Source organism: Paenibacillus cremeus (genome assembly GCF_007786445.1).
In the GTDB taxonomy this organism is placed as follows: domain Bacteria; phylum Bacillota; class Bacilli; order Paenibacillales; family NBRC-103111; genus Paenibacillus_G; species Paenibacillus_G cremeus.
The window spans coordinates 12654-39030 of sequence record NZ_VNJI01000064.1 but is presented as its reverse complement, the minus strand read 5'-3'; the positions used below and the strand labels follow the sequence as shown (position 1 = coordinate 39030).

Annotated in this window: 25 protein-coding genes and 1 pseudogene; 20 read left to right on the top strand and 6 right to left on the bottom strand. The window is 50.0% G+C overall.

Translation table 11 applies throughout. From position 1 onward, the window contains the following. The first annotated feature begins 383 nt into the window (after positions 1 to 383). The 6 genes from FPZ49_RS31380 to FPZ49_RS31355 all read left to right on the top strand — a co-directional run bounded on the left by FPZ49_RS31380 (position 384) and on the right by FPZ49_RS31355 (position 5852). A complete protein-coding gene (locus FPZ49_RS31380) occupies positions 384 to 1298 on the top strand; it encodes a hypothetical protein (RefSeq protein WP_144854289.1) in 915 nt (304 codons plus the stop codon). Positions 1299 to 1398: 100 nt separating this feature from the next. Next, positions 1399 to 2136: an ABC transporter ATP-binding protein gene (locus FPZ49_RS31375; RefSeq protein ID WP_144854288.1), complete on the top strand. Its 738-nt coding sequence runs from the start codon at positions 1399 to 1401 to the stop codon at positions 2134 to 2136. Beyond that, positions 2129 to 2872: an ABC transporter permease gene (locus tag FPZ49_RS31370; protein ID WP_144854287.1), complete on the top strand. Its 744-nt coding sequence runs from the start codon at positions 2129 to 2131 to the stop codon at positions 2870 to 2872. The genes FPZ49_RS31375 and FPZ49_RS31370 overlap by 8 nt, the downstream gene beginning before the upstream one ends. A gap of 20 nt (positions 2873 to 2892) precedes the next feature. Next, complete coding sequence (locus FPZ49_RS31365) at positions 2893 to 4353, top strand: sensor histidine kinase (RefSeq protein WP_144854286.1); 1461 nt, start codon at positions 2893 to 2895, stop codon at positions 4351 to 4353. Positions 4354 to 4359: 6 nt separating this feature from the next. After that, on the top strand, positions 4360 to 5058 hold the full coding sequence (locus tag FPZ49_RS31360) for a response regulator transcription factor (RefSeq protein ID WP_449289947.1): 699 nt from the start codon (positions 4360 to 4362) through the stop codon (positions 5056 to 5058). Positions 5059 to 5132: 74 nt separating this feature from the next. After that, a complete protein-coding gene (locus tag FPZ49_RS31355) occupies positions 5133 to 5852 on the top strand; it encodes a 3-ketoacyl-ACP reductase (protein WP_144854284.1) in 720 nt (239 codons plus the stop codon). A gap of 60 nt (positions 5853 to 5912) precedes the next feature. Here the strand turns inward: FPZ49_RS31355 and FPZ49_RS31350 are convergent, their stop codons facing one another. After that, on the bottom strand, positions 5913 to 6254 hold the full coding sequence (locus tag FPZ49_RS31350) for a YrdB family protein (RefSeq protein WP_144854283.1): 342 nt from the start codon (positions 6252 to 6254) through the stop codon (positions 5913 to 5915). 280 nt (positions 6255 to 6534) lie between these two features. Between FPZ49_RS31350 and FPZ49_RS37740 the strand changes: the two are divergent. From FPZ49_RS37740 to FPZ49_RS31320, 7 genes and pseudogenes are all read left to right on the top strand, one after another. After that, positions 6535 to 6723: pseudogene (locus FPZ49_RS37740) on the top strand (aldo/keto reductase); the annotation flags it as partial. 52 nt (positions 6724 to 6775) lie between these two features. Then, positions 6776 to 7264, top strand: coding sequence for an aldo/keto reductase (locus FPZ49_RS31345; RefSeq protein WP_261381710.1), 489 nt, complete (start codon positions 6776 to 6778; stop codon positions 7262 to 7264). After that, positions 7261 to 7902 carry an MBL fold metallo-hydrolase gene (locus FPZ49_RS31340; protein ID WP_144854282.1) on the top strand — a complete coding sequence of 214 codons (642 nt, stop codon included), beginning with the start codon at positions 7261 to 7263 and terminating at the stop codon, positions 7900 to 7902. The genes FPZ49_RS31345 and FPZ49_RS31340 overlap by 4 nt, the downstream gene beginning before the upstream one ends. A gap of 24 nt (positions 7903 to 7926) precedes the next feature. Then, entirely contained in the window at positions 7927 to 8928 is a 1002-nt protein-coding gene (locus FPZ49_RS31335; RefSeq protein WP_144854292.1) for a dihydroxyacetone kinase subunit DhaK, read from the top strand. A 132-nt stretch (positions 8929 to 9060) separates the two neighbouring features. Further along, positions 9061 to 9594 carry a dihydroxyacetone kinase subunit L gene (locus FPZ49_RS31330; RefSeq protein ID WP_261381708.1) on the top strand — a complete coding sequence of 178 codons (534 nt, stop codon included), beginning with the start codon at positions 9061 to 9063 and terminating at the stop codon, positions 9592 to 9594. Beyond that, a complete protein-coding gene (locus FPZ49_RS31325; RefSeq protein ID WP_144854281.1) occupies positions 9591 to 10475 on the top strand; it encodes an aldo/keto reductase in 885 nt (294 codons plus the stop codon). Before FPZ49_RS31330 ends, FPZ49_RS31325 begins: the two co-directional genes overlap by 4 nt. A 23-nt stretch (positions 10476 to 10498) precedes the next feature. After that, entirely contained in the window at positions 10499 to 11110 is a 612-nt protein-coding gene (locus FPZ49_RS31320) for an RraA family protein (RefSeq protein WP_144854280.1), read from the top strand. 654 nt (positions 11111 to 11764) lie between these two features. Here the strand turns inward: FPZ49_RS31320 and FPZ49_RS31310 are convergent. Continuing rightward, a complete protein-coding gene (locus FPZ49_RS31310) occupies positions 11765 to 12712 on the bottom strand; it encodes a LysR family transcriptional regulator (protein ID WP_144854279.1) in 948 nt (315 codons plus the stop codon). 130 nt (positions 12713 to 12842) lie between these two features. On the opposite strand from FPZ49_RS31310, the gene garD reads away from it, so the two are divergent. The 5 genes from garD to FPZ49_RS31285 all read left to right on the top strand — a co-directional run bounded on the left by garD (position 12843) and on the right by FPZ49_RS31285 (position 21271). Next, positions 12843 to 14378 carry a galactarate dehydratase gene (gene garD / locus FPZ49_RS31305; protein WP_144854278.1) on the top strand — a complete coding sequence of 512 codons (1536 nt, stop codon included), beginning with the start codon at positions 12843 to 12845 and terminating at the stop codon, positions 14376 to 14378. 18 nt (positions 14379 to 14396) lie between these two features. Continuing rightward, complete coding sequence (locus tag FPZ49_RS31300) at positions 14397 to 15908, top strand: extracellular solute-binding protein (RefSeq protein ID WP_144854277.1); 1512 nt, start codon at positions 14397 to 14399, stop codon at positions 15906 to 15908. Between the two features lie 56 nt (positions 15909 to 15964). Continuing rightward, a complete protein-coding gene (locus FPZ49_RS31295; RefSeq protein WP_144854276.1) occupies positions 15965 to 16864 on the top strand; it encodes a dihydrodipicolinate synthase family protein in 900 nt (299 codons plus the stop codon). Between the two features lie 10 nt (positions 16865 to 16874). Next, positions 16875 to 17759 (top strand): 2-hydroxy-3-oxopropionate reductase, encoded by an 885-nt coding sequence (garR, locus tag FPZ49_RS31290; protein ID WP_144854275.1) that lies wholly within the window; start codon positions 16875 to 16877, stop codon positions 17757 to 17759. Positions 17760 to 18241: 482 nt separating this feature from the next. After that, positions 18242 to 21271, top strand: coding sequence for a glycoside hydrolase family 2 TIM barrel-domain containing protein (locus FPZ49_RS31285; protein ID WP_144854274.1), 3030 nt, complete (start codon positions 18242 to 18244; stop codon positions 21269 to 21271). Positions 21272 to 21367: 96 nt separating this feature from the next. Here the strand turns inward: FPZ49_RS31285 and FPZ49_RS31280 are convergent, their stop codons facing one another. Genes FPZ49_RS31280 through FPZ49_RS31265 form a run of 4 tightly spaced genes read right to left on the bottom strand, consistent with a single transcriptional unit; the run spans position 21368 to position 25113 of the window. Then, entirely contained in the window at positions 21368 to 22285 is a 918-nt protein-coding gene (locus tag FPZ49_RS31280; RefSeq protein ID WP_144854273.1) for a Ger(x)C family spore germination C-terminal domain-containing protein, read from the bottom strand. Next, a complete protein-coding gene (locus FPZ49_RS31275; RefSeq protein WP_144854272.1) occupies positions 22282 to 22482 on the bottom strand; it encodes a hypothetical protein in 201 nt (66 codons plus the stop codon). Before FPZ49_RS31275 ends, FPZ49_RS31280 begins: the two co-directional genes overlap by 4 nt. Position 22483: 1 nt before the next feature. Beyond that, positions 22484 to 23578 (bottom strand): GerAB/ArcD/ProY family transporter, encoded by a 1095-nt coding sequence (locus tag FPZ49_RS31270; RefSeq protein WP_144854271.1) that lies wholly within the window; start codon positions 23576 to 23578, stop codon positions 22484 to 22486. After that, on the bottom strand, positions 23575 to 25113 hold the full coding sequence (locus FPZ49_RS31265) for a spore germination protein (protein WP_144854270.1): 1539 nt from the start codon (positions 25111 to 25113) through the stop codon (positions 23575 to 23577). The genes FPZ49_RS31270 and FPZ49_RS31265 overlap by 4 nt, the downstream gene beginning before the upstream one ends. Before the next feature lie 218 nt (positions 25114 to 25331). Between FPZ49_RS31265 and FPZ49_RS31260 the strand changes: the two genes are divergently transcribed. Beyond that, positions 25332 to 25640, top strand: a complete 309-nt coding sequence (locus tag FPZ49_RS31260) for a DUF1806 family protein (protein ID WP_144854269.1) — start codon at positions 25332 to 25334, stop codon at positions 25638 to 25640. Continuing rightward, entirely contained in the window at positions 25637 to 26344 is a 708-nt protein-coding gene (locus FPZ49_RS31255) for a PIG-L family deacetylase (protein WP_144854268.1), read from the top strand. Before FPZ49_RS31260 ends, FPZ49_RS31255 begins: the two co-directional genes overlap by 4 nt. The last annotated feature ends 33 nt before the right edge of the window (positions 26345 to 26377 follow it).

Below are 26377 nucleotides of genomic sequence, written 5' to 3'. Positions count from 1 at the left end.
GCGACGGGTGAAGACGACTCGCTCCTGAAGATGGGGAACTGACAAAGGAAAGCCGTGTGCGGGAAATCCGCATGCACGGTTTGACGGGGAGTCCGAGGGAGTAATCCCTCGTCTTACCCTACTATGTTGGAACAAGGAAACGGAATTAAACTCACACTCCATGCGCCAGTAGATTTCCTGTATCCGGAAATTATGCTAGATACAAGTGTTACACAGCAACGAGAGTGGGGTTGTTTGCTCTTGGTGTCATGTATCTATTTAGCAAATTGTTTTATTAGGATTAGTTAAGAAAGTTTTAATGATTGGTTCACTGGCGATTTATTTTTGATGTGTACTATGGGTAAGTAACCTATTTCGTCCCATGAGGAGGAGACTTGAGGAAGATGAAAAAGAAATGGATCATGCTTGGAAGCGCAGTTGGAATCAGCAGTGTTGTGATGATCAGTACCGGCTTTTCAGCTATGGCTGCTACGTCGGGCTACGATGCTTATAAGTCTGCGCTTAAAAACACGAAGACACTGCAAAATGTGAGCGTACAGGCGCAAGCCAATTTGCAGGATAACGGCACCACGCTATCCAGTGCAGACAGCAGCTTCAAGCTGGGCATTGGAAGCAAGACGGCGAGCGGGTCAGTTAAGGTGACCGATAACGGCTCCGACCAATCGGTTATCTTCTACAAGCAAAGCGGGAGCACCGTGGCGAAGCCCGGCAGCAGCGACGTGTACTATGTGAAGCAGGAAGGAAGCCAGAAGAAGTTCCGTGAGAAAAAAGATAATTCAAGCGATGAGATGTCCCAGCAAGTGGAGACGGTCATCGACGCGCTGGTAGGGAATCTGAAGGATTACGTCACGATCAACGATAACGCCGACGGTTCCAAGCAGATCGGCATTGATTTGTCGAATGCGCAAATTCCTGCCGTAGTGAATGCTATTGCGCCAATAGCGATTAAGCAAGCCACCAAAGAACATAAGGAAAAGCCGGTTGCCGCTGGAAAGACGGATCAGCCTGAGCTGTTTGATGAGCATGCGTTAGCTGCGAACATCCCACACCTGACTCAAGATATCAAGATCGAGAAGGTAACGGTGAAGGCTACTGTGAACGCGGATAACTACATTGAGCAGCAGCAAGCGGACATCACGGTGTCGGGGAAGGACGACACCGGCGCCGCACATCAATTGACGGTGCACCTGAACGCGAATTTATCCGAATTCAACACGACGACACCGGATACGATCGATTTGACCGGCAAGCAGACTCAACCATTGAATCAGGAGCATAAGGGCAGAGGGCGCGGCTAAGACCGAATCTGAATGAAGTAAATGCAGCAGATAAGTTTGGCGTGTGCTGATTTATCTGCTGCAGCTTTTTATCTAAGCCTAACAGAGGGGGAGGATCTAGTTGAACACAGTATTGGCTACCAATCAATTGACCAAGCAATACGGTAACCAAAGGGGGATTCGGGATATTCAGTTGGAGCTCCAGTCCGGAGACATCTATGGTCTTCTCGGACCAAACGGAGCGGGGAAAACGACGATTTTGAAGCTGATCACGGGGCTTATTCGACCCGACCGTGGGACGGTTCAGTTGTTCGGTCAGGATCTCACCGAACATTATGAGCATGGGATGCGACGGGTCGGCTGCATGATCGAATCGGCTGATTTTCATGAGTTTCTGACTGCATCGCAGTATTTACGGCTCGTATCGCAATTTTATCCGGAGTTGACGGAGAAGCACCGCGAGGAAGTGCTGGATAGGGTCGGCCTGCTTGCTGTCCGGGACCGTCGTATCCGTGGCTTTTCCACGGGAATGAAGCAGAAGCTGGCGCTTGCTGCGGCTATCTTGCCTAAGCCTGAGTTCGTCATATTAGATGAGCCGACGAACGGGCTGGATATCGAGGGAACCGTCATGTTTCGCGAGCTGGTGAAGCACTGCTCTGAGGAGCGGGGCACTACGTTTCTCATTTCCAGCCACATGATTCACGAGTTAGAGCAGCTATGCAGCCGGGTGGGAATCATCTTCGACGGTAAGCTGCACACGGAAGGCTATGTATCAGAGCTGCTCGAGCACAATCAATCGCTGGAGCAGTTCTATATCCATGAGCTTCAGCAAGCCAAAGGGGGGACCGTTCATGTCTAGCCTGAAGGCAGGACTTAAGAATGAGCTGCTGCTCATGCTGTATCGACGAAAAACCATGGTCTTTCTCGGCTTTTCCGCCATCCTACCGGTGCTGCTCGCCTTATCGCTTCGAACACTTCAGCCTCTTCTGGGTCTGTTCACGATCAGCCGATCGTTTCCGATTGATATGCTCGGTCTGTACACGATGCTGTGGATCCCTCTGTTCATCTTCTTGACGGCTGCGGACTTGTTTCCGAATGAGATCGCCTCGAAGACGCTAAAGCTGGCGTTGCTGCGTCCGATCTCGCGGTTTCATGTGTATTTGTCCAAAACGCTGGCCTTGCTTGTCGGAATTGCTGCGATGCTGCTGTTGGTTGGCGTGATGACGCTCGCATGCAGCTTGTTTCTCGGCTCCGCCGGAAGCTTCAATCCGCTTGAAGTGATCCTTACTTATGCGGCTGCGTTCCTTTCGATGTCCGCCATCGCTGTTTTGTTCGTGTTCGTTGTGCAGTTTTTCGGCAGCAGCAGCGGGGCGTTTACGTTCTCCATCGTGCTGTATGCGATTGCCAAGGTTGCTCCGTTCTTTTCGCATGCTGTATCGGCGTTTTCGCCTACAGCCTATACGGACTGGCATCTGCTTTGGATCAGCAATACGGTATCTGCGGGGCGTCTGTTTAGCGGTGTGTTCTTTCTGATTTCGTGCTGTATATTGTTTTTTTCGCTGGGATATTTTATGTTTAATCGCAAGGAAGTTTAGTCGGCGGGGAGAGAACGAACGTGTCCATACGTCTGAAATTGCTCTTGTCCTACGCGGCGATGCTGGTCGTTCCGTTTTTGCTCATCCTGCTGAGCGCGGTGCTGCTCGGTGTCGTATATCGCGGCGACGTGCAAAATATTCGCGATTTATATTGGAACAAAGCGAGCCAATTTAATGATCATCGCGATGAACGACTGGTCAAGGAAATGAGACGTACCGCCGATAAGAACCCGTCTTTATTTGCAGATCCCAAATATCTGGATGATTTGACTCAGGAGCTGGCGAACAGCGGATCGGGCCTGGTGGTTCGCAAAGACGACAAGCTCAGCTACGCTTCGCCGTTGTTCAAGGATCAGGATTTACTAAATCTGCTGCCGCCTTTTGAACGAGAGGGGTACAGGGACCAGGAGCAGGACTTGAAGCTGGGGAGTCAGTTGTACACGATCTGGCAGTTTGATTTTTTATATGAGGATCATCATCCGGGCAGTGTGCTGATTCTGGAAAAAGCGAATCCCATCGTCGGATTTGCACGCAAGTTTTTCCCGATTTTATTCTTATCTGTGCTTGTAATTCTTGTCCTAACGCATACAGTGTTGACCTATGTCGTTTCGCGGAGTATTATCGGACCGCTGCAGCTGCTGAAGCGTGCGGCCCACCGGATCAAGGCCGGTGATCTGGATTTTCGGGTTCAAGTGTCCGGGAAGGATGAGATTGGTCAGCTCGGCATCGCCTTCGAAGAAATGCGCGGCCAGCTGCAGGAGTCGATCCGGCTTCAGCTGCAATATGAAGAGAATCGGAAAGAGCTGATCTCGAACATTTCGCACGATCTTAAGACACCGCTTACGGCCATTCGGGGGTACGTGGACGGCATTCATGACGGCATTGCTGATACTCCGGATAAAATGATCAAGTACGTCCGCACCATTTCTTCAAAAACGGAGGAGATGGAGCATTTGATCGACGAACTCTTCTTATACTCCAAGCTGGATTTGAAGCAGCTGCCGTTTCACTTTGTACTCGTCCCGATTCATGCGTTCGTTCATGATTGGGCAGAGGAGCTGCAGCTGGAGCGGGAGAAGAAAGGGTACGCATTCGAGGCGGACATTCAAATTCAGAAATCGACGCAAGTGTCGATCGATCGGGATAAGCTCAAACGAGTGTTTTCCAATATCATGGACAATTGTGTAAAATATATGGATAAACGCGACAAGCAGGTCTGCCTTCGGGCATACGATACAGCTAGTGACGTAGTGATCGAAATTTCGGATAATGGGCAGGGGATTTCTGCGGAAGCGATTGCACATATTTTTGACCGGTTTTACCGAGCCGAGCAGTCTCGCAATACGCAAACGGGCGGGAGCGGACTTGGACTGGCTATCGCCAAGCAGATCGTAGAGGGGCATAGCGGTACGATTGAAGCAAGAAGTGTACTTGGCGAAGGCACCCAAATTATTATTAAGCTTCCGGTGAAGACTTTGTAAAAGATGGTGAAGCCGATGAGCAGCATACTAATTATTGAAGATGAGCAGATCATTGCGGAGCTCGAGCGAGATTATTTAACGATCAACGGCTTCGAGGTCGATATCGCGCTGGACGGAGCTCAGGGGCTAGCGATGGGACTCACGGGGGATTATTCACTGATCCTCCTGGATTTGATGCTTCCGCACGTGAACGGCTTCGACATTTGCAAGAAGATCCGCGAAAAGCGCGACATTCCCATTCTGATGGTGACGGCGAAAAAAGAGGATATCGATATTATCCGCGGACTGGGGCTCGGGGCAGACGACTATATCACGAAGCCCTTTAAGCCACTGGAGCTTGTCGCCAGAGTGAAAGCGCATTTGTCCCGCTACGAGAGGCTGATTGGCAGCAAAGAGCCTTCAAAGGATCTGATCGTCGTTCGAGGACTCGTCATGGATGTCGCCGCGCGGAGAGTGTTCGTCGATGACCGCGAAGTGTCGCTCACGACGAAGGAGTTCGATCTGCTGCATTATCTTGCGACCCATCCGAACCGGGTGCTCAGCAAGGATCAGCTGTTTGAGAAGCTGTGGGGCATGGATGCCCATGGCGATACCCAAACGGTCACGGTCCACATCTGGAAGCTGCGGGAAAAAATCGAGGTGGATACGAATAATCCACAATACATCGATACGATCTGGGGCGCGGGCTATCGATTTCGGGTGTGAGAATGCTTGTTTCAAAAAATGGGAATTATGATCATGTTGCCCACCATTATTATTTTCCTGGGGAGAGAGAACAGATGGAATTGAAAAATAAAACCGCGATCATTACCGGAGCCGGTAAAGGCATCGGTAAAGCGATTGCCGTGCAGCTTGCCAAAGAAGGAGTAAATCTTGGTCTGACGGCAAGAACGCAGTCCGATTTGGAAGCGGCGCGCAAGGAGCTGGAAGATACCTATGGCATTAAAGTATTTACCGCTGCAGCAGACATTGCTAAAAGAGGAGAGGCCGAGCAAGGGGTCGGATCCCTCATCAACAGCCTCGGTTCGCTTGATATTTTGATCAACAATGCTGGGATCGCACAATTCGGTACGGTGGCTGAAATGGATCCTGCGGTTTGGGAGAGTATCATTCAGACTAACCTCATGGGCACATACTATGTCACACGCGCCGCATTGCCGTCGATGCTGGCCCAAAACAGCGGCAGCATTATAAACATCGCCTCAACTGCCGGAGAACGGGGCTTCGCGACCGGGTCGGCATATTGTGCGTCCAAGTTCGCTGTGCTTGGTTTTACAGAGGCACTGATGCAGGAGGTGCGCAAATCCAACATTCGTGTTACGGCGCTCACACCTAGTACGGTGAATACTGAACTCGCGGCGAACGCCGGCCTCAAAATTGGTGACGAGGACCGAATGATGCAGCCGGAGGACATGGCGGAGCTAGTGCTCACCACGCTTAAGCTTCCAGCACGCGTTTTTATTAAAACCGCCGGAATTTGGACTACTAACCCGCAATAAGGAAACTAACTCAATAAATCACGCAAAGGCTGCCGGTACGTGATCGGTGGCCTTTTTAGTTTATTGTTTCCAAATGCTCAATTGGATGCGGTTAATTAAAAATAGCACACCAAGAATCATGGCCAAATTGGTTTCTCCAACTAAGTAAAGAGCGGAAGAGGCCGCCCCGAATATTAAACATTCCAGAATAAACCTGTAAGGCTCTGGCAATAACAACGTCGCTTTAGGTGCTATGAAAGTCCCCCATAAGATCGCAATAAGCAGAGGCGAGCCAATGCCAAGAGCTAGTTTTGTTATTAATGAACCAGCTCCGAAATGAAAGCCCCCATATCCAAGAGCCGCAAGTACGCAAAGCTCGAGAAGAAAGCGAATAGCCAAATTCACAGTTTTTATGAATAACATGTTTTCCCCTCCAATGGTTACTTTAGGGTAACTAACTTATCATGATTTCAGTTCTTAATGAAAGTAATAATTTCCCATATAATGATATTAATTCGTAAGGAAAGGAGCGTAGTGCTTAAAAATAGCGTAGCCACCCGTTACCCGATGCGTTTGAAAGCGTATTCAGAATCTCTGATCGAAGTTCGGGATAAAGCCTATCCGGGTGCAGGAAATATGATAATTTCGGTACTTTTTTAAAGGAATATGAGGAATGCAAATAAACTAGCACTAGGGAGGAAGCATGATGCAGAAAGCAGTACTGGGTAGAACAGGCTTAGAGGTAACACGGCTCGGGTTTGGAGCGATGGAAATTCGCGGACCACGGATTTGGAGCGGTCGTTCCGTTACAGATGATGAAGCGGAGCGGATTTTAAATGCCGTTCTCGATGCCGGCATCAATTTCATCGATACCGCGTACGATTACGGTTTAAGCGAAGAATATATCGGGCGATTTATCAGCCACCGACGCAGTGAATATTTCCTTGCTCGAAGTACTTCGAGAAATCCAGGCGTCCGGCAAGGTTCGCTGGATTGGCATTTCCTCAACGCTGCCGCATATTTCGAAGTACATCGAGACTGGTGTGTTCGACAGCTTCCAGATTCCGTACTCCGCTTTGGAAAGAGACCATGAAAATGTCATTTCAGGCACAGCGTTATCCGGCGCAGGCACCATCATCCGCGGCGGCGTCGGCCGAGGCGAGCCCGGTGCAGGGCTTGGGAATAGGGATCGTTGGACGGTTTGGGAGAAGGCTCAGCTGGATGAACTGCTGGATGAAGGTGAGAGCCGCACGGGATTTATTTTGCGTTTTACACTCAGTCATCCGCATATGTCTACAACGATCGTAGGGACTAAGAATCCGGAGCATTTGGCTGAAAACCTACGAATTGCCGCAAAAGGCGCGCTTTCGACCGAGGTTTACGAAGAAGCAAAACGGCGTCTTCAGGCTGCCGGGCAAGGACCGAAAGCATGACAGATATCCGATGGGACATTCTCACGATTGGCCACCTCAGCAGGAATAAATTTTGGGGTGAGTCCGATCGTCAAGCCTATAGAGCCCCTAGGTGCACTTGTACCCTCATCCGAACGCAAGGGCGAAATATAATTGTGGACCCTAGCTGTCCTCCTGAAGAGATGGTGACAGTCCTTGAACAACGGACGGGACTAAAGCCTCAGCAAATAGACACCGTAGTACTTACGCATTTTCACGGCGATCATCGATTCGGCATTGAAGCTTTTCCAGAAGCCCGCTGGGTTATGGCCTCGAGGGAAATCGAAGATTGCAAGCTTAAGGTTTCGGAAGGCAGCGCAGATCGACAGATTTTAAACAAACTGCAGCCGGCAGAGGAGGGCATTTCAGCAGGGATCGAGCTGCTCGCGACTCCCGGACATTGCATGGGGCATCATTCATTAGTATTTCATAGTGAGGGAATGAAAGTCGTGCTTGCGGCTGACGCCGTAATGACTAAGGACTTCTTCTTCGCAAAGGATTATTATTTCAACACGGTTGATCCTGCAGCCGCAGTAAAGTCCATAGAAGCGATTGCCGAGATTGCTGACCTTATTATACCTGGTCACGATAATTATTTTTATATCAAGGGGAGGGGATAAACGATGACTCAAAAAGAGTATGTTATGAAAAAGGTGATCAATAACCCGGAAAACGTGGTAGACGAGATGCTGGAAGGTCTGCTTCTCGCGCATTCCGACCAGCTCAGAAGCGTGCGCGAGGATAACCGTGCGCTTGTTAGAGCGGATTCTCCTGTGCAAGGTAAGGTGGCCATCGCAACCGGAGGAGGGTCCGGTCACCTGCCATTGTTTCTCGGTTATGTTGGGAAAGGCATGCTGGACGGAGTGGCCGTAGGCAACATGTTCGCTTCTCCGAGCGCGCAAGTTATGGTCGATGTTACTCGCGCCATCCATGGCGGAGCCGGCGTCCTCTACATATACGGCAATTATGGCGGAGATGTAATGAATTTTGACATGGCCTGCGAAATAGCGGATATGGAAGGAATTAGGGTGGAAACGGTGGTAGCGACCGATGATGTGGCGTCCATGCCTAAGGGACACGAGGAGCAGCGGCGTGGAGTAGCAGGCATGTTTTATTTGTATAAGCTTGCCGCTGCTAAGGCCGATACCGGAGCAGATCTGGATGAGGTTAAACGAATCGCCGAAAAAGCCAGTGCCCATGTCCGGACGATGGGAGTCGCTTTATCTTCGTGTACTTTGCCGGCCGTCGGAAGACCGACCTTTGAAATCGGTCATGACCAAATGGAGATTGGCATGGGGATCCACGGTGAGCCGGGGGTTCGTAGAGGACCGCTGGAATCGGCGGATGCTATAGCCCTGTCTTTAGTCAATTCGATTCTTGAAGATATGCCGATTTCCTCCGGCAGTAAGGTTTCCGTTCTAGTCAACGGTCTTGGAGCTACACCGCTCGAGGAGCTGTATATTGTATACCGCAAGGTACATGAGCTTTTGGAAGAGAAAGGGATCAACATCCATCGTCCTTATATAGGCGAATTTGCAACCTCCTTGGAAATGGCAGGGCTTTCCGTCTCTATTTTACTTCTCGATGATGAACTTCGTGAGCTCTTGGATAAACCGTTCTCGACCCCATTTCGAACTCAAAACTAATCGACGACGGAGGGATTCTATGAAAGATGGTTTGAGCTTCGGTGATTTGAAAACCATTTTAACTGATGTAAGCGTTATTATGGACGAAAATAAAGATTATTTGTGCAAGCTTACGGAGATATCGGACTTACGATGAGCAGCGGCTTTGCGGCGGTGAAGGATAATTTCCCCAATATTCCGGAAGGGGATATAGGCGCGTTACTGATGCGAAGCGGTCTGATCATGGCCGAAAAAGCACCCTCCACTATGGGCACGCTGATGGCTACAGCGCTTATGCGCAGCGGTAAGGCCGTACAAGGGAAATCGGAACTGTACCTTGAGGATTTGATTGTGGTAGCAAAAGCGATGGTCAGTGGAATCATGGAACGGGGAAAAGCGAAGATTGGTGACAAGACGATCCTAGAATCGTTAGTTCCCGCTGCAGAGTCGTTGGAATCGTCTTATTCGGCAGGGAAATCGCTGGTCGATGCCATCCATTCCGCCGCCGAGGCAGCGGAGGAAGGCATGAAGCAAACCATCCATATGCAGTCGCGCCTTGGTCGGGCTGGACGATATTTGGAGAAATCGATCGGGCACCAGGATGCTGGCGCTACGGTTGGCGCACTATTTCTTAAAGCTTTCTCTAACTATATGAATCAACATAGGGATGTGGGGGAACGAAGTTGAAATATACGCAGTTAGGTAAAACTGGGCTGCAAGTGAGCCGCATTGCTGTTGGCGGGTATGTTTTCTCCGGCGTGAACAAAGCGCAGAACTGGAATCCTTACAGCCCCGAGGGCCGGGCGGAGGCGATTCATACGATCCATACCGCGCTGGATGCGGGAATCAATTATATTGATACGGCCCCCAGCTACGGGAATGGGCACAGTGAATCGATCATTGGGGAGGTGATGAAAAGCCGCAGGCAAGACTGCTATTTGGCAACCAAGGTGAGACCGTATGGGATGGACAAAGCTTCCGTCATCAAGAGTGTGGAAGATAGCTTGCAAAGATTGCAAACCGATTATGTCGATGTCATCCAATTTCATGGCGGAGACTATACAAGGGAAGATTTCGAACATATTATGCACGGCGGCCCTTTGGATGCTCTGCTTACATTAAGAGATCAGGGTAAAGTGAGATTGGTAGGCTTAACGACAGAGGAAGCATACTCTGCGTTGGATTTAGCGGCGGCCAAGTCGTTTGACGTCATACAGGTGTGCTACAACCTGATCTATCAATCCGCCGCCCGTCACTTGCTTGAACAAGCCGCGGAAGCGGGCATTGGCATCGCTATTATGAGGCCAATGACATCCGGAATTTTACAGAGATTATTGGAATATATAGCGCCGGAATGGCTTGCCGCAGCCGATTCTTATGAAGTGTGTTTAAAGTTTGTGTTATCCGATCCAAGAGTTCATCTGATTAATGTGGGCATGCGATGGTCCGAGGAGGTACGGAAAAACGTCGACTTTGTAAATAAGTTCGAGCCATCCTTTGATATATCGCAGCTGCCCAGATTAACCGCAAAAATTTATGAGACCGATGATCTTCGTAACGGGTTCTGAGAAGAAGAGCAGGAGGAATGAACGTGGAGCAATGGATTCAGCGTTTACAGGAGCTGCCGTCGACCTGCGTGTCGGATGCGCTGCAGGGAAAAAGTCAGATGGATCCAGGAATTTGCCCTATTAAGGATGAGTACAAGGTAGCAGGGAGGGCATTTACCGTTTCCATTCCACCGGGAGAAAATACTTCCGTGCTTCGGGCTATCAGGGAGGCACAGCCGGGGGATATTCTCGTTGTTGACGGCAAAGGCTTTCTAAGCCGTGCCGTAGCGGGGGATTTTATTGTTGGACTGGCACAGACCTTGGAATTGGGCGGCTTAGTAATTGATGGCGTCATTCGTGACATCGGGGGAACCCGGGAGCTTGGCTTTCCTGTATTTTGCAGAGGAACAACGGTGGCGGCCAGCGGCAAAACGGGAATTGGAGAATTGCAGGTGCCTATCTGCTGCGGTGGCACTCCGGTACAGCCGGGGGATTATATTGTAGGAGATCGGGACGGTATCGTGGTTATTCCTGGGGAGAGGATCGAGGAGGTCCTTTCCAAGGCGGAGGAACGAATGTGGAAGGACGAAGAACGCTCTGCACGCATTCTAGGTCATCCGGAAGCTGCGAGGGCCTATTTGGACAGTGTATTGTAATGTGAAGTTCAGGCTGCTGGCCGAAAAGCTGCATGACTGAACCCTATCCCCAATGAGGAAGGTGAATCACGTGAAAGCATTTAAAAAATTAGCGGTGCTAAGTATATCCTTTTGCCTTATGTTTAGTTTCGTCGACTCAGCATTAGCCAAAACGTCCAGCCATGGTTCGGGTACGGGCAGTAAATCTAGTTCTTCAAAGGTACATAGCTACACCAAGAAAAATGGAACTCATGTAAATTCCTATCATCGCACAACACCAGATCATACCGTCAAGAATAATTACAATACAAAACCTAACCTCAACCCATGGACAGGTAAAACTGGCACACGTACTTACTCCGGATCGCGTTAAATAGCCTATGAAGAACTGCACCCCCATTGCACCCTCTGACAATGGGGTGCAGTTTTTTTATGGGCAAAGGCTTAATAATGAATGGGGATTTGGAGATAAATTGCGGTTCCCCATATGTAGATCTAGGTAAGGGCTCCGGGCTTTTCAATCGTGAGACAGCGATTTGCCGGCGACGTTTCACCAGTCCTAACGACGGGGTATCCTGCCGTGCATACGTTGAAACATAGCTAAGATAAAATCAAAAGCATACGGGAATACTGGCGGCAGCCGATTCTCTATTGTGCTTTTTTTCTAAACGTGCGTTATGGGATCGGTGAACTCGGTTGGTTTCCATTCAAATTGCTCATTTTTTGCAGCCAAAACTCAGTACAAATCTCGATCATTTCTTTAGCAGCTTGACTTAAATAGCTGCCTTTTTTGTAGCTGACGGCAATTTCCCACACGGGCTGCTGCAGGAGGGAGAAATAGGAGACGTTCGGTCGGGGCCTAGCGTAGCTGATCGGGATGACGGAACAGCATATCTGCTCTGACACCATATCAAATAAAGTTTGGCAGCTCCTCGTTTCCAATAAAATGGGAGGAGCGATGCCCTCATCCTCGAGGAGACGATCGTAGATCTCCCGCAGCGTGGATCCTTGCTGCATGACGGCAAATGAGTCGTGCTCGAAATGCTTCAGGCTGATTTCAGGAAGCGGGCCGCCGAGTTGGCCTCCCAGATGGGCTAGATGGTGGGAGGCAGGAACGCCCAAAATGATGGCTTCCGAGCAAAGAGGGATATACACGTCTTCTGTTTTTTGAAAATCTTGGAGTGTAACAAAGCCTATATCCAGATTCCCTTGGGAAATTTCATACTGCTGTTCTTTAACCGGCAGTTCAAGGGGCTCTATTTTTACTTTTGGATACTTTTTGTAAAAAATAGGGTACACAGATGCAAACATATCGATGCCTCGCCCTGGATTTAATCCGATCGTTAATTTGCCTTCTTTGAGTTCAAGAAGATCATTGATTTGGTTGTAGGTGTCTTTTTTGATGCGAAGGATGTTTTTGGCGCTCTCTACGTAGATTGCTCCAGCCCGGGTTAGATGCCAGTTGCTTCTAGAGCGAACAAAGAGCTGTGTCCCGAGCTCTTTCTCGAGTCTCAAAAGCTGTTGATTTAAAGCGGATTGTGTAATGAACAGCTTTTCGGCAGCCTTGGTAATATTGTTTTCTTCTGCAATTTGGATGATATATTCCAGCTGTTTCAAGTCCATGCTCAGTCACCGCTTTACTCTTAATTTTTTTTAGAGAAAACTAAATTTAAACACTTTTACTTTTTTTTAATATCAGATTACTATGAGTTTAATTCTAGAACAAGTGCTGTACAGAGAGGAAATCGTCTTTATGACAGTTGAACGTTCGAAAACAGAGATGCCGCTGTATATCCGAGTGAGCCCCAAGGATAATATTGGGGTGGTTGTTACTACGGGAGGATTGCCCGAAGGTACCGTATTCCCGTGCGGACTCAAGCTCCATCAACGTGTTCCGCAGGGACACAAGGTAGCTCTTGCTGATATTGGTCAAGATGAGGCCATCATACGTTACGGTCAAGTGATCGGGTATGCGATGAGAACGATTGCAAGGGGCAGTTGGATCGACGAATCGCAGGTGAGCTTGCCTAATCCGCCACGAATGGAAGATTTGGCGATCGCAACCGAGGTGCCGGAAGCGCTTCCTCCTTTAGAGGGCTATACGTTTGAGGGTTACCAGAATGAAGATGGTAGCGTCGGAACGAAGAATATTTTGGGAATAACGACCAGTGTACAATGCGTTGCAGGCGTACTTCAGTATGCGGTAAAGAAGATCAAAGAAGAGCTGCTCCCCCGATTCCCGAATGTAGAGGATGTTGTCGCGCTCACTCATACTTACGGCTGTGGGGTGGCGATTAATGCACCGGACGCCATTATTCCAATACGTACGATTCACAATCTCGCGCGCAATCCGAATTTCGGCGGTGAGCTTATGGTCGTCGGGTTGGGATGCGAGAAGCTGCTTCCTGAACGTTTAGCGTCTGACGGAGCTTCGGATCAGATCGTTACATTGCAGGACAGTCCCGGGTTTATACCTATGGTAAAAGCGATTATGGCGATGGCGGAGGAACGGCTCGACAAATTAAATCGACGGAGACGCGTTACGTGTCCCGCATCTGCATTGGTTGTCGGATTGCAATGCGGTGGAAGCGATGCTTTCTCGGGGATTACCGCCAATCCGGCCGTCGGGTACGCCGCCGATTTACTGGTGCGCGCAGGGGCAACGGTTATGTTTTCTGAGGTGACGGAGGTCAGAGATGCCATTCATTTATTGACGCCTCGAGCGATTAATGAGAACGTCGGCCGGGCTTTGATCCATGAGATGCAGTGGTATGACGATTACTTGCACAACGGCCGGACGGACCGAAGCGCCAATACTACACCGGGCAATAAAAAAGGCGGGCTCGTCAATATTGTCGAGAAGTCTCTTGGATCTATCGTCAAATCGGGCACGAGTCCGATAGTTGGTGTTTTGTCTCCGGGCGAAAGAGCGGTAGAAAAGGGCTTGATATTCGCGGCTACGCCTGCGAGCGATTTCGTTTGCGGTACGCTGCAGTTGGCTTCCGGTATCAACGTCCAGGTATTTACTACGGGCAGGGGTACTCCTTACGGTCTAGCTGCAGCGCCTGTTATCAAAGTGTCGACACGAAATGCGTTGGCTGAGCAATGGCACGATCTGATCGATTTGAATGCAGGAACTATTGCGACAGGAGAAGCGACCATTGAAGAAGTGGGCTGGGAGCTGTTTCGACTCATTTTGGATGTCGCGAGCGGAACGAAGAAAACCTGGGCGGACCATTGGGGCCTGCACAACGACTTGGCTTTATTCAATCCCGCACCTGTCACCTGAGTGAGAGGGGGTTACACCATGAATAGACTGCGCCTTCTAGCTCTGTGGGTATCGTTGGTAACGGCAGCTGGCGCCCTATCGGGATGTGTCGGAGGAAAAAGCCGGGAGTCCGGTGGGAAGGAAGACCCTACGCCGTTCACGGTCACTATCGCAACACCTCAAATTGGTGAAGCTCCGAAGAAAGGGAACGAAGTCGAGAAGGCCATCGAAAAATATACGAATGCGAAGCTCGATATTCAGTGGATTCCAGCCCCAGCGTTCGAAGATAAGAAAAATATCATGATCGCATCAGGTGAACTGCCTAAAGCCATCAAGCTTACGTCGAATGCAACCACGGTTAGCGCAATCCAATCCGGTATTTTTTGGGAGATCGGACCTCTGCTGAAAAATTACAAACATTTATCGTCCGCGAGTTCATTATATTACGACAATATTAGGGTGGACGGCAAGCTGTACGGCTTGCCGTTGTATCGCGATATCGGTCGAGCGGGGATCACGTACCGGAAGGATTGGTTCGATGCGCTTAATCTGAAGCCGCCGGTAACGCTTGATGATTGGTATACCATCATGAAAGCCGTTGCCAAGAAGGATCCGGACAATAATGGCCAGGATGATACGTACGGTATGTTTCTCGATAAATCGTTTAATGACCCCTCGACCAGCAGTGCATTTTTGACCCGTCTGGCAGTTTCGCAGGGAGCTCCTAACAAATGGGGGATTGAAGACGGGAAACTGGTACCCGAATTTATGACCAAGCCCTATCTGGATTCCATGAAACTGCTTCGGCGTCTGTTCCAAGAAAAACTGATCAACCGGGACTTTTCCGTCGTACAGCCGGCAGATGCCGATAACAAATGGAATGCCGGCAAGGTCGGCATACGAGTTAATACGGTTGCTTCGGCAGCGGCGAGCTCTCAAGAGAACTTATCTATGGCTGTACCTAATGGCAAAGTAGGTATTGTGCCCTTCGTTGGTCCATCCGGTAATCGGGTTCCTGCAGAGCCCGGCAATAACGGTTTCTTCGTATTCCCGAAATCCAGCGTGAAGACCGAGGAGGAGCTGAAGCGGCTGCTCGGTTTCTTTGATCAGCTGTTGGAGCCCGAAATGTCAACGCTGCTGACCCGCGGCATAGAACACAAGCATTTTACGAAAACAGCGGACGGCAAAGCGGAGTTCATAGACTTGGGCCGATTCAATCTCGAAGTGAAGCCATACCGGGACAGCCTGCCATCCTTCGAGGTCAACGGCACGGGAATGCCGCTGAAGATGACGGAGCTGCAGGAAAAGGGCTGGAAGGTGGTAGCCGATAACCTGAACCTTGCTGTACCCAATCCGGCGCTAACATTGAGTTCCAAGACGTATTCCGACAAAGGCGGGGAGCTGGACATGATGATTAGTGACGCACAAACCAAATTTATAATGGAGAAATTGGACGAGGCCGGATGGCAAGCCGAAGTAGACAAGTGGAGAAAAGCAGGCGGCGACCAAATGATGGAAGAATACACGGCTGAATACGCGAAGAAGAAGTGAAACGCTGTAATCCTTGGATTGCGGACTGGCGTTGGGAAATAAGGAGGAGAGAACGGATGGATACAAGCTGGATTCGCGGTGTCATACCGCCTATCGTTACCCCTGTGGATGCGGAGGAATGTGTAGAGGAGCAAGGCTTACGGCGTGTTGTGGAGCATGTTATTGAAGGTGGCGTTCATGGCATTTTATCTCTCGGGAGCAACGGTGAGTTTTACGGTCTCGATCAGGAGCAGCAGGAGCGGGCAGTCCATGTTACCATCGATCAAACGGGGGGGCGTGTCCCTGTATACGTGGGGATCGGGGCCATCTCGACCAAAGAGTGCATTAAACTAGCGCGAATGGGGGAGGGTCAGGGAGCGCAAGCCTTAACCATCCTACCTCCAATGTTCCTGACGCCGAACGAGGACGAACTGTATCGGCACTTCCGCGCAATCGCCGATTCGAGCTCTCTTCCTGTGCTGCTGTACAATAACCCGGATCGCGTAGGCAGCAATATATCCGTTCGTCTGATGGAGCGGCTGGCCGATATTCCAAATATCGTCGGGGTAAAGGACAGCAGCGGCGATTTGTCGCTAACAGCGGAATACATTCGCACAACGAGGGAAAAAGGCTTCAAGGTCATGGCAGGGCGAGATTTGATGATACTGGGTTCATTGGTTTATGGTGCGGTGGGCTGCGTTGCTTCCACAGCCAACATTGTTCCGGCGCTTGTGGTGGAAATTTATGAAAAGTTTATGGCAGGCGATCTGGCGGGAGCACTCGAATCGCAATTCAAGCTTGCTCCTCTGCGAGTGGCTTTTAATTTGGCAAGCTTCCCCGTCATTACGAAGGAAGCGATGAATTTGATTGGCGTTCCGGTAGGAAGTCCTATTCTGCCGAATACGGCCGCTGTCGAGGAGAACCGCGGCAAGCTCAGAGATATACTTAACGAAATGGGAGCCATTAAGCTTGGATAGGGGGATTTTGATGAAAATTGGATTTATCGGACTAGGCATCATGGGCAAGCCAATGAGCAAAAATTTATTGAAGGCCGGCTACGAGCTAGTTGTATTGGCAACGAACAAAGGGGCATCGGAGCTCGTCTCTTTGGGTGCATCCTCCGCTGATACGCCTAAAGCGATTGCCGAGCAAACGGATGTGGTGATCACCATGCTGCCGAATTCACCTCAAGTGAAGGAAGTAGCACTGGGCGTGAAGGGAATCATCGCTGGGGCGAAGCCTGGGACCGTCGTGATCGATATGAGTTCGATTGCTCCGCTGACGAGTAAAGAAATTGCTCAGAAGCTGGGTGAGAAAGGCATCGATATGCTGGATGCGCCGGTCAGTGGAGGAGAGCCCAAGGCGATTGAAGGAACCCTATCCGTTATGGTAGGGGGTAAACAAGAAATTTTCGACCAATGTTATGATATTATGAAAGCGATGGCCGCTACGGTTGTGCGCACGGGTGATGTTGGCGCGGGCAACGTCACAAAGCTAGCGAATCAAATCATCGTGGCAATCAACATCGCGGCTATGTCCGAGGCATTCGTGTTGGCGAGCAAAGCTGGAGTAGAGCCGGAGCTGGTGTATCAGGCAATACGAAGCGGATTAGCTGGCAGCACGGTTTTGGATGCCAAAGCGCCGCTTGTGATGGATCGGAAATTCGAACCCGGCTTCCGGCTCAATCTTCATATGAAAGACTTGTACAACGTACTCGAAACATCTCATGAGGTCGGCGTGCCACTACCACTTACTGCCTCGGTCTTGGAGATGATGCAGGCATTGAAGGTAGAAGGATTAGGTGATTGTGATCATGGAAGTCTAATTCGCTTTTACGAGGCTCTCGCGAAGGTTGAAGTAAAAAGATCATGACTCTTTCTGCGCCTGTTTTACTGATCTTGACCCGTAAGCTGATCATAAACAGCCTTGGTTCGATAGTGTGTTGAACTAAGGTTGTTTTATTTTCAAGTGTTATGATATATCGCAAGGATAGGCTAATAAAACTTCTAATATGGAGGAGCAGTTCCGTAACGTCTATAGCTGAAAGCGGTATCTTTAACAATAAGAATGAATGCATAATTATGTCGGCGAGGGTGACATTCAATGCGAAATCGCTCCGTATGAAATCACGACGTTCTGGCTGCAATTCGCTCGTTAGATCAAGCCGTGAAATAATATTAAAGCAGCCCCGCTTAGATGAGAAGGCGGGGTGCTTTGCACATTTCACACATAGATTTGGTATGGGAGCACCTAAGCTGTTCGAATATGTTTTATTTTGTCTTGTTTCACATCCGACAGGACGCGTTGTATAATCAACATATATTTTTATCTCATTAAGCGAGGAGCGAGTTGAAGTGCTTAAAATTGACAAAAACTGGGAAGACCCTAATCTGCTGCACGTAAACCGTGAAGCGCCGCGGGCTTATTATATTCCATACGCCGACGCTTCTGCGGCGGCAGCCAATAAACGGGGCCGGTCTCCTTATTATCGGACCTTGAACGGGACGTGGAAGTTCCAATATCATGCGAGCGTCAAGCGGGTGGAGGACGGCTTCTATCAAGAGGGGGTGGACGTCACCGGCTGGGACGACCTTCTCGTTCCTTCCTGCTGGCAGGTGAACGGGTATGATCAGCTTCATTATACGAACGTTAACTATCCGATCCCTTGCGATCCGCCTTTCGTGCCGGACGACAATCCGGTGGGGCTGTATGTCCGGGATTTTCAAGTCAGCGACAAGTGGGACGACAAAGAGAAATATATCGTTTTTGAAGGCGTCAACTCCTGCTTCTACTTATGGATAAACGGTGCTTATGTCGGCTACAGCCAGGGCAGCCGGATTCCGGCAGAATTTAACGTTACGCCTTACCTGCGCGGCGGCAGCAACCGCATCGCCGTTCTCGTGCTGAAATGGTGCGATGGAACCTATCTGGAGGATCAGGACCTGTGGCGTTTCTCCGGCATTTTCCGCGATGTGTACCTGCTGGCCAGAGAGAAGACGCATGTGCGCGATACGTTTATCCGTCAGGAGCTGGCCGCCGATTTCAGCAAGGCGGACTTGAATTGTGAGCTCGAGACGAGCGGGCGCTGTGAGGTGCGGCTTGAGCTGAAGAATGCCTCGGGCGAGACGGTCGCGTCGAGCGGCGCGGTCATCGACGGCAAAGGCGCGGTTAAGCTCACGTTGGATAATCCGAAGCTGTGGAATGCCGAGCAGCCTAACCTGTATCAGCTGTACGTACACAGCGGGGAAGAGGTGCTGCGGTTTTCCGTCGGCTTCCGCCGTGTGGAGATTGCGGACGGCGTGTTCCGAATCAATGGCCAGGCGATCAAGCTGAAAGGCGTAAACCGCCATGACTCACATCCGGAGCTCGGTCAGACGATACCGGTCAACCATATGATCAAAGATTTGAACCTGATGAAGCAGCATAATGTCAACACGATCCGCACCTCCCATTACCCGAATGACCCTCGGTTTCTGGAGCTGTGCAACGAATACGGCTTCTATGTGATCGATGAAGCGGATTTGGAATGTCATGGATTGATTCGAACAGGGGTCGAAGGCGCCTTCCATGTGCTGTCGGCCAACACCGACTGGGAAGCGGCCTTCGTTGACCGGGCGATTCGAATGGTGGAGCGGGACAAAAACCAGCCGTGTGTCGTCATCTGGTCGATGGGCAACGAGTCCGGCTATCATGTGAACCATATGGCCATGGCGAAGTGGACCCGCGAGAGGGACAACTCCAGAATGGTGCATTACGAAGGGGCGGCGGAGAAATATAAAGGTCATCCCGACACGGACTGTCTGGATATGGACAGCCGAATGTATGCGACGGTCCAGGAGATGGAGGAGCATGCCCTGAATCCGGACAAGGTCAAGCCGCTGTTCCAATGCGAATACAGCCATGCGATGGGCAACGGGCCGGGGGATCTGAAGGATTACTGGGATGTCATCTATAAGTATCCGAAGCTGATGGGCGGCTGCGTCTGGGAGTGGAACGACCACGGGATTAAGACGCATACGCCGGAGGGCAAGCCATTCTTCGCTTACGGCGGGGACTTCGGCGACAAGCCGAATGACGGGAATTTCTGCATCGACGGACTGGTATCGCCGGACCGAAAGCCGCACATCGGATTGCTGGAGCTGAAAAAAGTGATCGCTCCGGTCCGTCTGGAAGCGGAGGACCTGTCCAAAGGCTTGATCCGCCTTACGAACCTGTACGATTTCCGCGATTTGACCCATGCGGCGTTGTATTGGAAGGTCGAGCAGGCCGGCCGCCTCGTGGAGCAGGGGCATATTTGGCAGCTGGATGCGGCGCCTCACGGCAGCCAAATCATCGCCGTCCCTTATGCGGAACCGACCGGAGAGGAAGAAACCTATCTCACCATTTCCATCCGTATGAAGGAAGAAACACGTTGGTCCGGCATCGGTCACGAGCTGACCTTTGAGCAATTCGAGCTCTCCCCGGCGGCAGCGTCCGAGCAGGCAGCTTTGCAAGTCGATGCTCCGCCGGTTCTAGCGAGCACCTCCGGCGGTCGTTTAGCAATCGACGGCTTCGATTTCCGCCATGTGTTTGACTTGCAGGACGGCACCTTTGTACAGCTCTCCAAGCACAACGTGCAGATGCTGGCCGCCCCGGCGCAGTTCAACATCTGGCGGGCGCCGATGGATAACGACCGCAGAATCAAACAGCAGTGGATTGAGGCAGGCTATGACCGCGCCTCCATGAAGGTGTATCGCTGCGAATGGTCTCAGCCGTCAGCAGACACAGTGGAAATTACAGTCGACTTCTCGCTCGGCGGCTACATCCGCCTTCCGCTGCTGCACGGCCAAGCGCTGTGGCGGATCGACGGTACCGGCGAAGTGTCGCTGCGGGTGGACGTCAAGGTACGCGAGGACCTCTTGTTCCTGCCGCGCTTCGGCCTACAGTTGATTATGCCCCGGGGCACGGAGGAGGTCGAATACTTCGGCTTCGGTCCTCATGAATCGTATATCGACAAGCGGCAAAGTGCCAAGAAGGGCCGATACTTGCTGTCAGTCGACGAGATGTTCCAGAATTATATCATGCCGCAGGAGAACGGCGCCCGTTATGGCACGGAGTGGGCGATCCTATCCAACGAGCAGGGAATGGGACTTAAGTTCACGTCGAGCTCCGGCGACTTCTCGTTTAACGCGGAGCATTTTACCCCGCATGACTTGACAGCGGCAGAGCACGACTATGAGCTGGAGCGGCTCAAGCGCAAGGAAACGATTGTGCAGCTCGACTACCGCAACAGCGGCGTCGGCTCGCACTCGTGCGGACCGGAGTTGGCACCGCAGTATCAGCTGAACGATAAGGAATTTACATTTGAGCTGAGCATTACGCCGATCTTTAAGGAAGACGAATAGTCGACTTGAACAGGCGGTCATAAAGTAGGCGCGGAAAAAACCAAGGAGCTAAGCGAGAAGAAGCCGCTTAGCTCCTTTCGTTTTTTTTGCCTCCAACTATTGGGTCACACCATAGGCATTGATCTTCACATGAGTGGAGATCTGAACTTTAGCGTCTGCAAACGCAGCTCCCCACTGATCCTCGACCTTTTTCCACGCCGGATATTGATAGGTCCTTGCATAGATCCCGAATCCGAACGGGTCTATTTTTTGGGACTGGCATTTTTGGACTAAAGACATGAGCTGGGTTTGAAGCTCTTTAGCGATCTGATCTCCCAGCTTTGCATCATGCTTTTGGATATCATAATAGAAGTTCATCGAGGTAATATCTACGATTAACCGAAGATTCATATCAAATTGGAAGGTACCGGAATTACGGCTCGTTTTCATCTTTCGTTTTACGCTTTTAATATTGATTGTAACCTCATTGTGATCCTTTGCATCCCCGATCCCCGATAGCGGGATGGATATGGACGGTTCGTTTGAAACGTGATTTTGCAAAATAAGCAGCAATAGGCTTTCCCGCACCGGGAGGGTCATCACATATTCTCCGCGCTCTGTCAGCAGGGCGGTACCGGTAATTTTAAGCTGCGTTTTATCTTTTCTTATTTCTGCGATTGAAGGCGTCATCCCTTGTTCTGTCATCTGACGACGTAGCACTTGGATGTTTGTTAATACCGTAAGGCTCCTTCGCGCGGCGGTATCAATCAGCTGCTTGATATAAATGGGAAGACGCGGCTTATCCGTCGGATTATAACGAAAGACCTCGGCTACCGGTCCGTCGATCTCAACCAGCCGAGTGGTCGCATTTTGTTTAGGATCACGATAATATAGGTCAAACAACTTCATTAAATCATTTTTTTGCTGAAGCAGCCTTCTTCCGAGAAGTATGGTTTGGTTTTTGCCGCTATTGGTAAAGCCAGTCAGCATGGTGTCCAGCGCATTGTGCGATTCTTTGATGTTGACTGCTTTCACCTCCACCGTCTCCGATTTTGTCGTGCCTCTTTATTAAATACAGGGCTGGAAGAATAAACGATCAACTGGTTTTTCTCATCCACATCCAGACCAATCATAAGCGATAACGAGAGGTCCTCCAGATTGGTACGATCGTAACAGCCTTGCAAAAAAAGGAGGCATGCTGCTGTAAAAATGACCGAGTGTAGCCGCTTCATCCTAGCTCTCCTTTCTAAGCCGGTCCATGGATCGTGTAAACACGAGCAGGAAAAGAGGGAGTGCAAACGCAAAATAAGTCCCCATATGACTCCAGATCGACTTAAAGCGATCAATCTCATCGAATTCGGGAGAATAGAATAACGACAAAGCAATGAGGCATACCAGGCATACGACCAAATGAGGTCTGTGATCCGCTTTGCCCAGCACGTGACTTGATCCGACCAGCCCGCAATACAGATTGAACATCCACACCTTTGACAGCAAAAAGAGGTACATCACCAAAAAAATAATCTCAAACCGCTCCAGAAAACGAAACTCAACGACCTTCACAATTTTCAGCGTGGGGAGACCTATGGTTAAGATCCCCTTTGGTGAGAAAGAAACGATACAAACAATCGTTACAATTAAATATAAAAGCATGGTTAGCGTGTTTCCGATGATCACACCTTTGACCGCGGCTGATTTGTTCTTTAAGAAAGGATAAAAAATAAACGCCGTTTCAAAGCCCAAGTAAGAAAGCGTAGTCGTTTTCATGCTGTTTAGCACAGGCATCCAGCCTTCTTTGATGACAGGCAGCAAATGCAGCCAAACGGCATCTTTTAATGGGATTACATACAAGGCGAGCAGCCAAAGGAACATTCCAAACGTGGCCTGCGAATATCTGGCCAAGACACCCGCATGATGTCGAAGGATGAGATAGACAGGCACAGCAAAGAGAATCACCAGCGCGTAATCGGGTGTCTTGGGTAAAAGCTCCAATTGCATGATGGACACGGAGGCAAAGAAGCTCGTGAAAAAAGCGAAATAAAAATAGAAGGCGATGCAGATGTTAATTGCCTTGCCCATCACCTTACCGAAATATCGGGGGATGAGATCATACAAGGTTTCTTCAGGATGCTTTTTCATGACTTGAATGATCATCACACTGGCGATCACCGCGAGAATCCAACCGGCCAGAATGGCTATCCAGCTGTCCGTTCCGGAAATTTTAGCCAAATCCGAAGGTAAGGACAACACTCCGATCCCCACTTGGGAGCCAAAAATCAAAGTAATAAATTGATATTGTGAAATCTCGATTGGCTTAACCTTCTTCATCCACCATCACCCTTCGGATGATCTGCTTCCTGTTTATTGACCTTGGATGGTTTGGTACTCGAGGGTCGCTTCTTCACATACTGCAGCGGCAATCGTACAAGGGAATCCCTTAAATTAAGAAACTTCGGTGGATCGCTGAGCTTTATATACGGTGTGCTTAGCGATTGCAATGAAATCAGGTGGCCCAACAATATCATGAGCCCGACTCCGACCCCGAGAAGCCCGAATAAAAACGCAAGGATCATCATTGGAAATCGAATCAATCGGATCGCGGTAGACATATCCTGATTCGGGATGATAAACGAGGCCATGCCGGTCAACGCGACAACCACCACCATGATGTTGCTCACAAGCCCCGCTTGGACGGTAGCCTGCCCAATGATAATCGCGCCAACGATACCGACGGATTGACCGATCGGGGCCGGCAGGCGAACTCCGGCTTCCTTCAGCATTTCCAGGCTAATCTCCATAATAAGCGCTTCCAGTATGGGCGCGAACGGAACGTTGGCCCTAGATTCACCGATGGACAACAGCAGCTGCAAGGGAATGATTTCAAAGTTAAAGGAAATGACCGCAATATAAATCGCAGGCAGGAAAATGGTGATAAAAAATGCGGAAAATCTTAAAAGCCGCAAAAAGCTCCCGACCTGCCAGCTGAAAGTATAGTCATCTACACTTTGGAAGAACGAAGCGAAAGTAACCGGAGCGATCAGGGCGCCCGGGGATCGATCCATGATAAGCGCAATTCTCCCCTGCAGAATATGTGAGGCAGCGGAATCCGGCCGCTCCGTCGTGATAAACTGTGGAAAAGGAGAGTAAGGATGATCCTCGATCAGCTCTTCCAGTTCACCGGTATTAATTATGGCATCTACATCCAGGCTTTGTAACCGGGTTTCCAGCTCGAGAACAAGCTCCGGATTTACAACATCCGCCAGGAACAACAAGCTGACTCCTGCTTCGCCTCGTATACCCACACGGTACTCTTTCACTTTGAGCTCCCGGTTTGGAATATATCTGCGGATCATAGCGATATTTTGGCTGGAGGTCTCAACGAAGCCTAAATGGGATCCCTTCAAGGCCGCTTCCACCTGCGGCTCCTCAATGGCCCTCTTCGGCCAGCCATGGGTATGAAAGAGCATGACGGTATTCAGCCCATCGATGTATAAAACACTTTTCCCCTGCACAATGGCTTTTTCCACTTGGTTTAGATCGTACGCCCGCTGGATCATCCCTATGGATAGGATGGACTCTACGTCCGTGTCACCGGATTGTTCCTGCATCAACGGTGAAAGGATTTGATGGTGGATCATTTGCTGATCCGTTAATTCGTCCAGGTATACAAGGGCTCCCCGCCTGCCGGTAGATTTGATTTCGAATTCACGGATCATGAGCCCGGGGGTGAGAGGAAAGAGCATTTTTACATCGGCTAAATTTTTATCGATGTCCATGCTAAGCCGCTGCAATACTTCCTCATTGGCCTGCTGCATAATGGGAGCTTGTCGCTTGCCGCGGAGGAAGTTACGTAAAAATCCCATAGTCAAGTCTCCTGCAAGTAACATCATGTACTTTCAATTTATCATCCCTAAATATGGGAATAATATGCATTGGGTACATCTTTAGAAACTCTTAGAGAATGTAATATGTTGAGAATAAAGAACGGACGGCTATAATATTATTATGTTTCATTGAAATGGTTGAGAGGACTTTAATTTCATATTCTTAGTCATGAGTCATGAGGGGAGAATAGGCGCAGATGATCAAAATAAGCAAATCCAAGGTTGAGGCAGAGCTGCGGGGCTTCATCGGGGCAGATGTCTATATCCACAGCGAGGCAACTTCATTCGTATTTGTACGTAATTTTAAGGTCAATGTTACCGATTCGTTTATAGCGGGGGAAGGCCCTTATCGTGTGGCTCTTCGATTCGATGGGCATGGTTGGCTGCGAATGGAGGCGCTCACGCATTATGAGGGAGATGAGAATCGGCTATTGTTGGCCGGCTATGACGATAGAGGTCGGATGAATGTTGCCCTTCACTTAGGAAAGGAGCCGTTTCCGGAATGAATAGCCTTGATAAAGCCACGCGAAAGATCCTTGCGGTTTTTGCCCATCCTGACGACGAGTCGTTTATCTGTGGAGGTACACTCGCAAAATACGCCAGTGAGGGGATGGAGATAACGCTGGTTAGCGCCACGCGAGGGGAAATGGGACGACGCATGGGAAATCCGCCTTATCTTAATCGGGAATCGATGCCTGCTGCCCGTGAATTGGAGCTGCGGCAAGCCTGTACCTGCCTGGGCATCCGGAAGCTTCTTTTTTTTGATATCCGTGACAAGACGGTGGAGTTTACTGATGAGGAGAGCCTGATTGCACGGGTATCAGCTCTCATCCACGAGATTGACCCTGATGTAGTGCTTACTTTTCACGAAAAACTGGGTGGACATCCGGATCATTGTGCGATCGGTAAAGCAACGACTGCCGCTTCTAGGCGAACAGGACATCGCAGCACTTTATATTTCATTACGTTCGGTGATGCGATGAAACATCCAGAGCGGTTTGGGTATACCCATAAGGATGTTATCAAAATCGACGTTCAGGCTTATTTGGAAGCGAAGCTCGCTGCGTTTCGGGCTCATCGTTGCCAAACGGAAATTGACGAGTGGGTATGGCTGCCCGACAAAGAGGCGCTGGAGAGGCTCGGCCAATATGAATACTTTTTGAAGGGGAATACTGCGGCTTCTAAGCTGGATCTCCATGATTTGTTTTAGCAAAGGGGATCGAAGCTTGAGCTTGGGAAATGT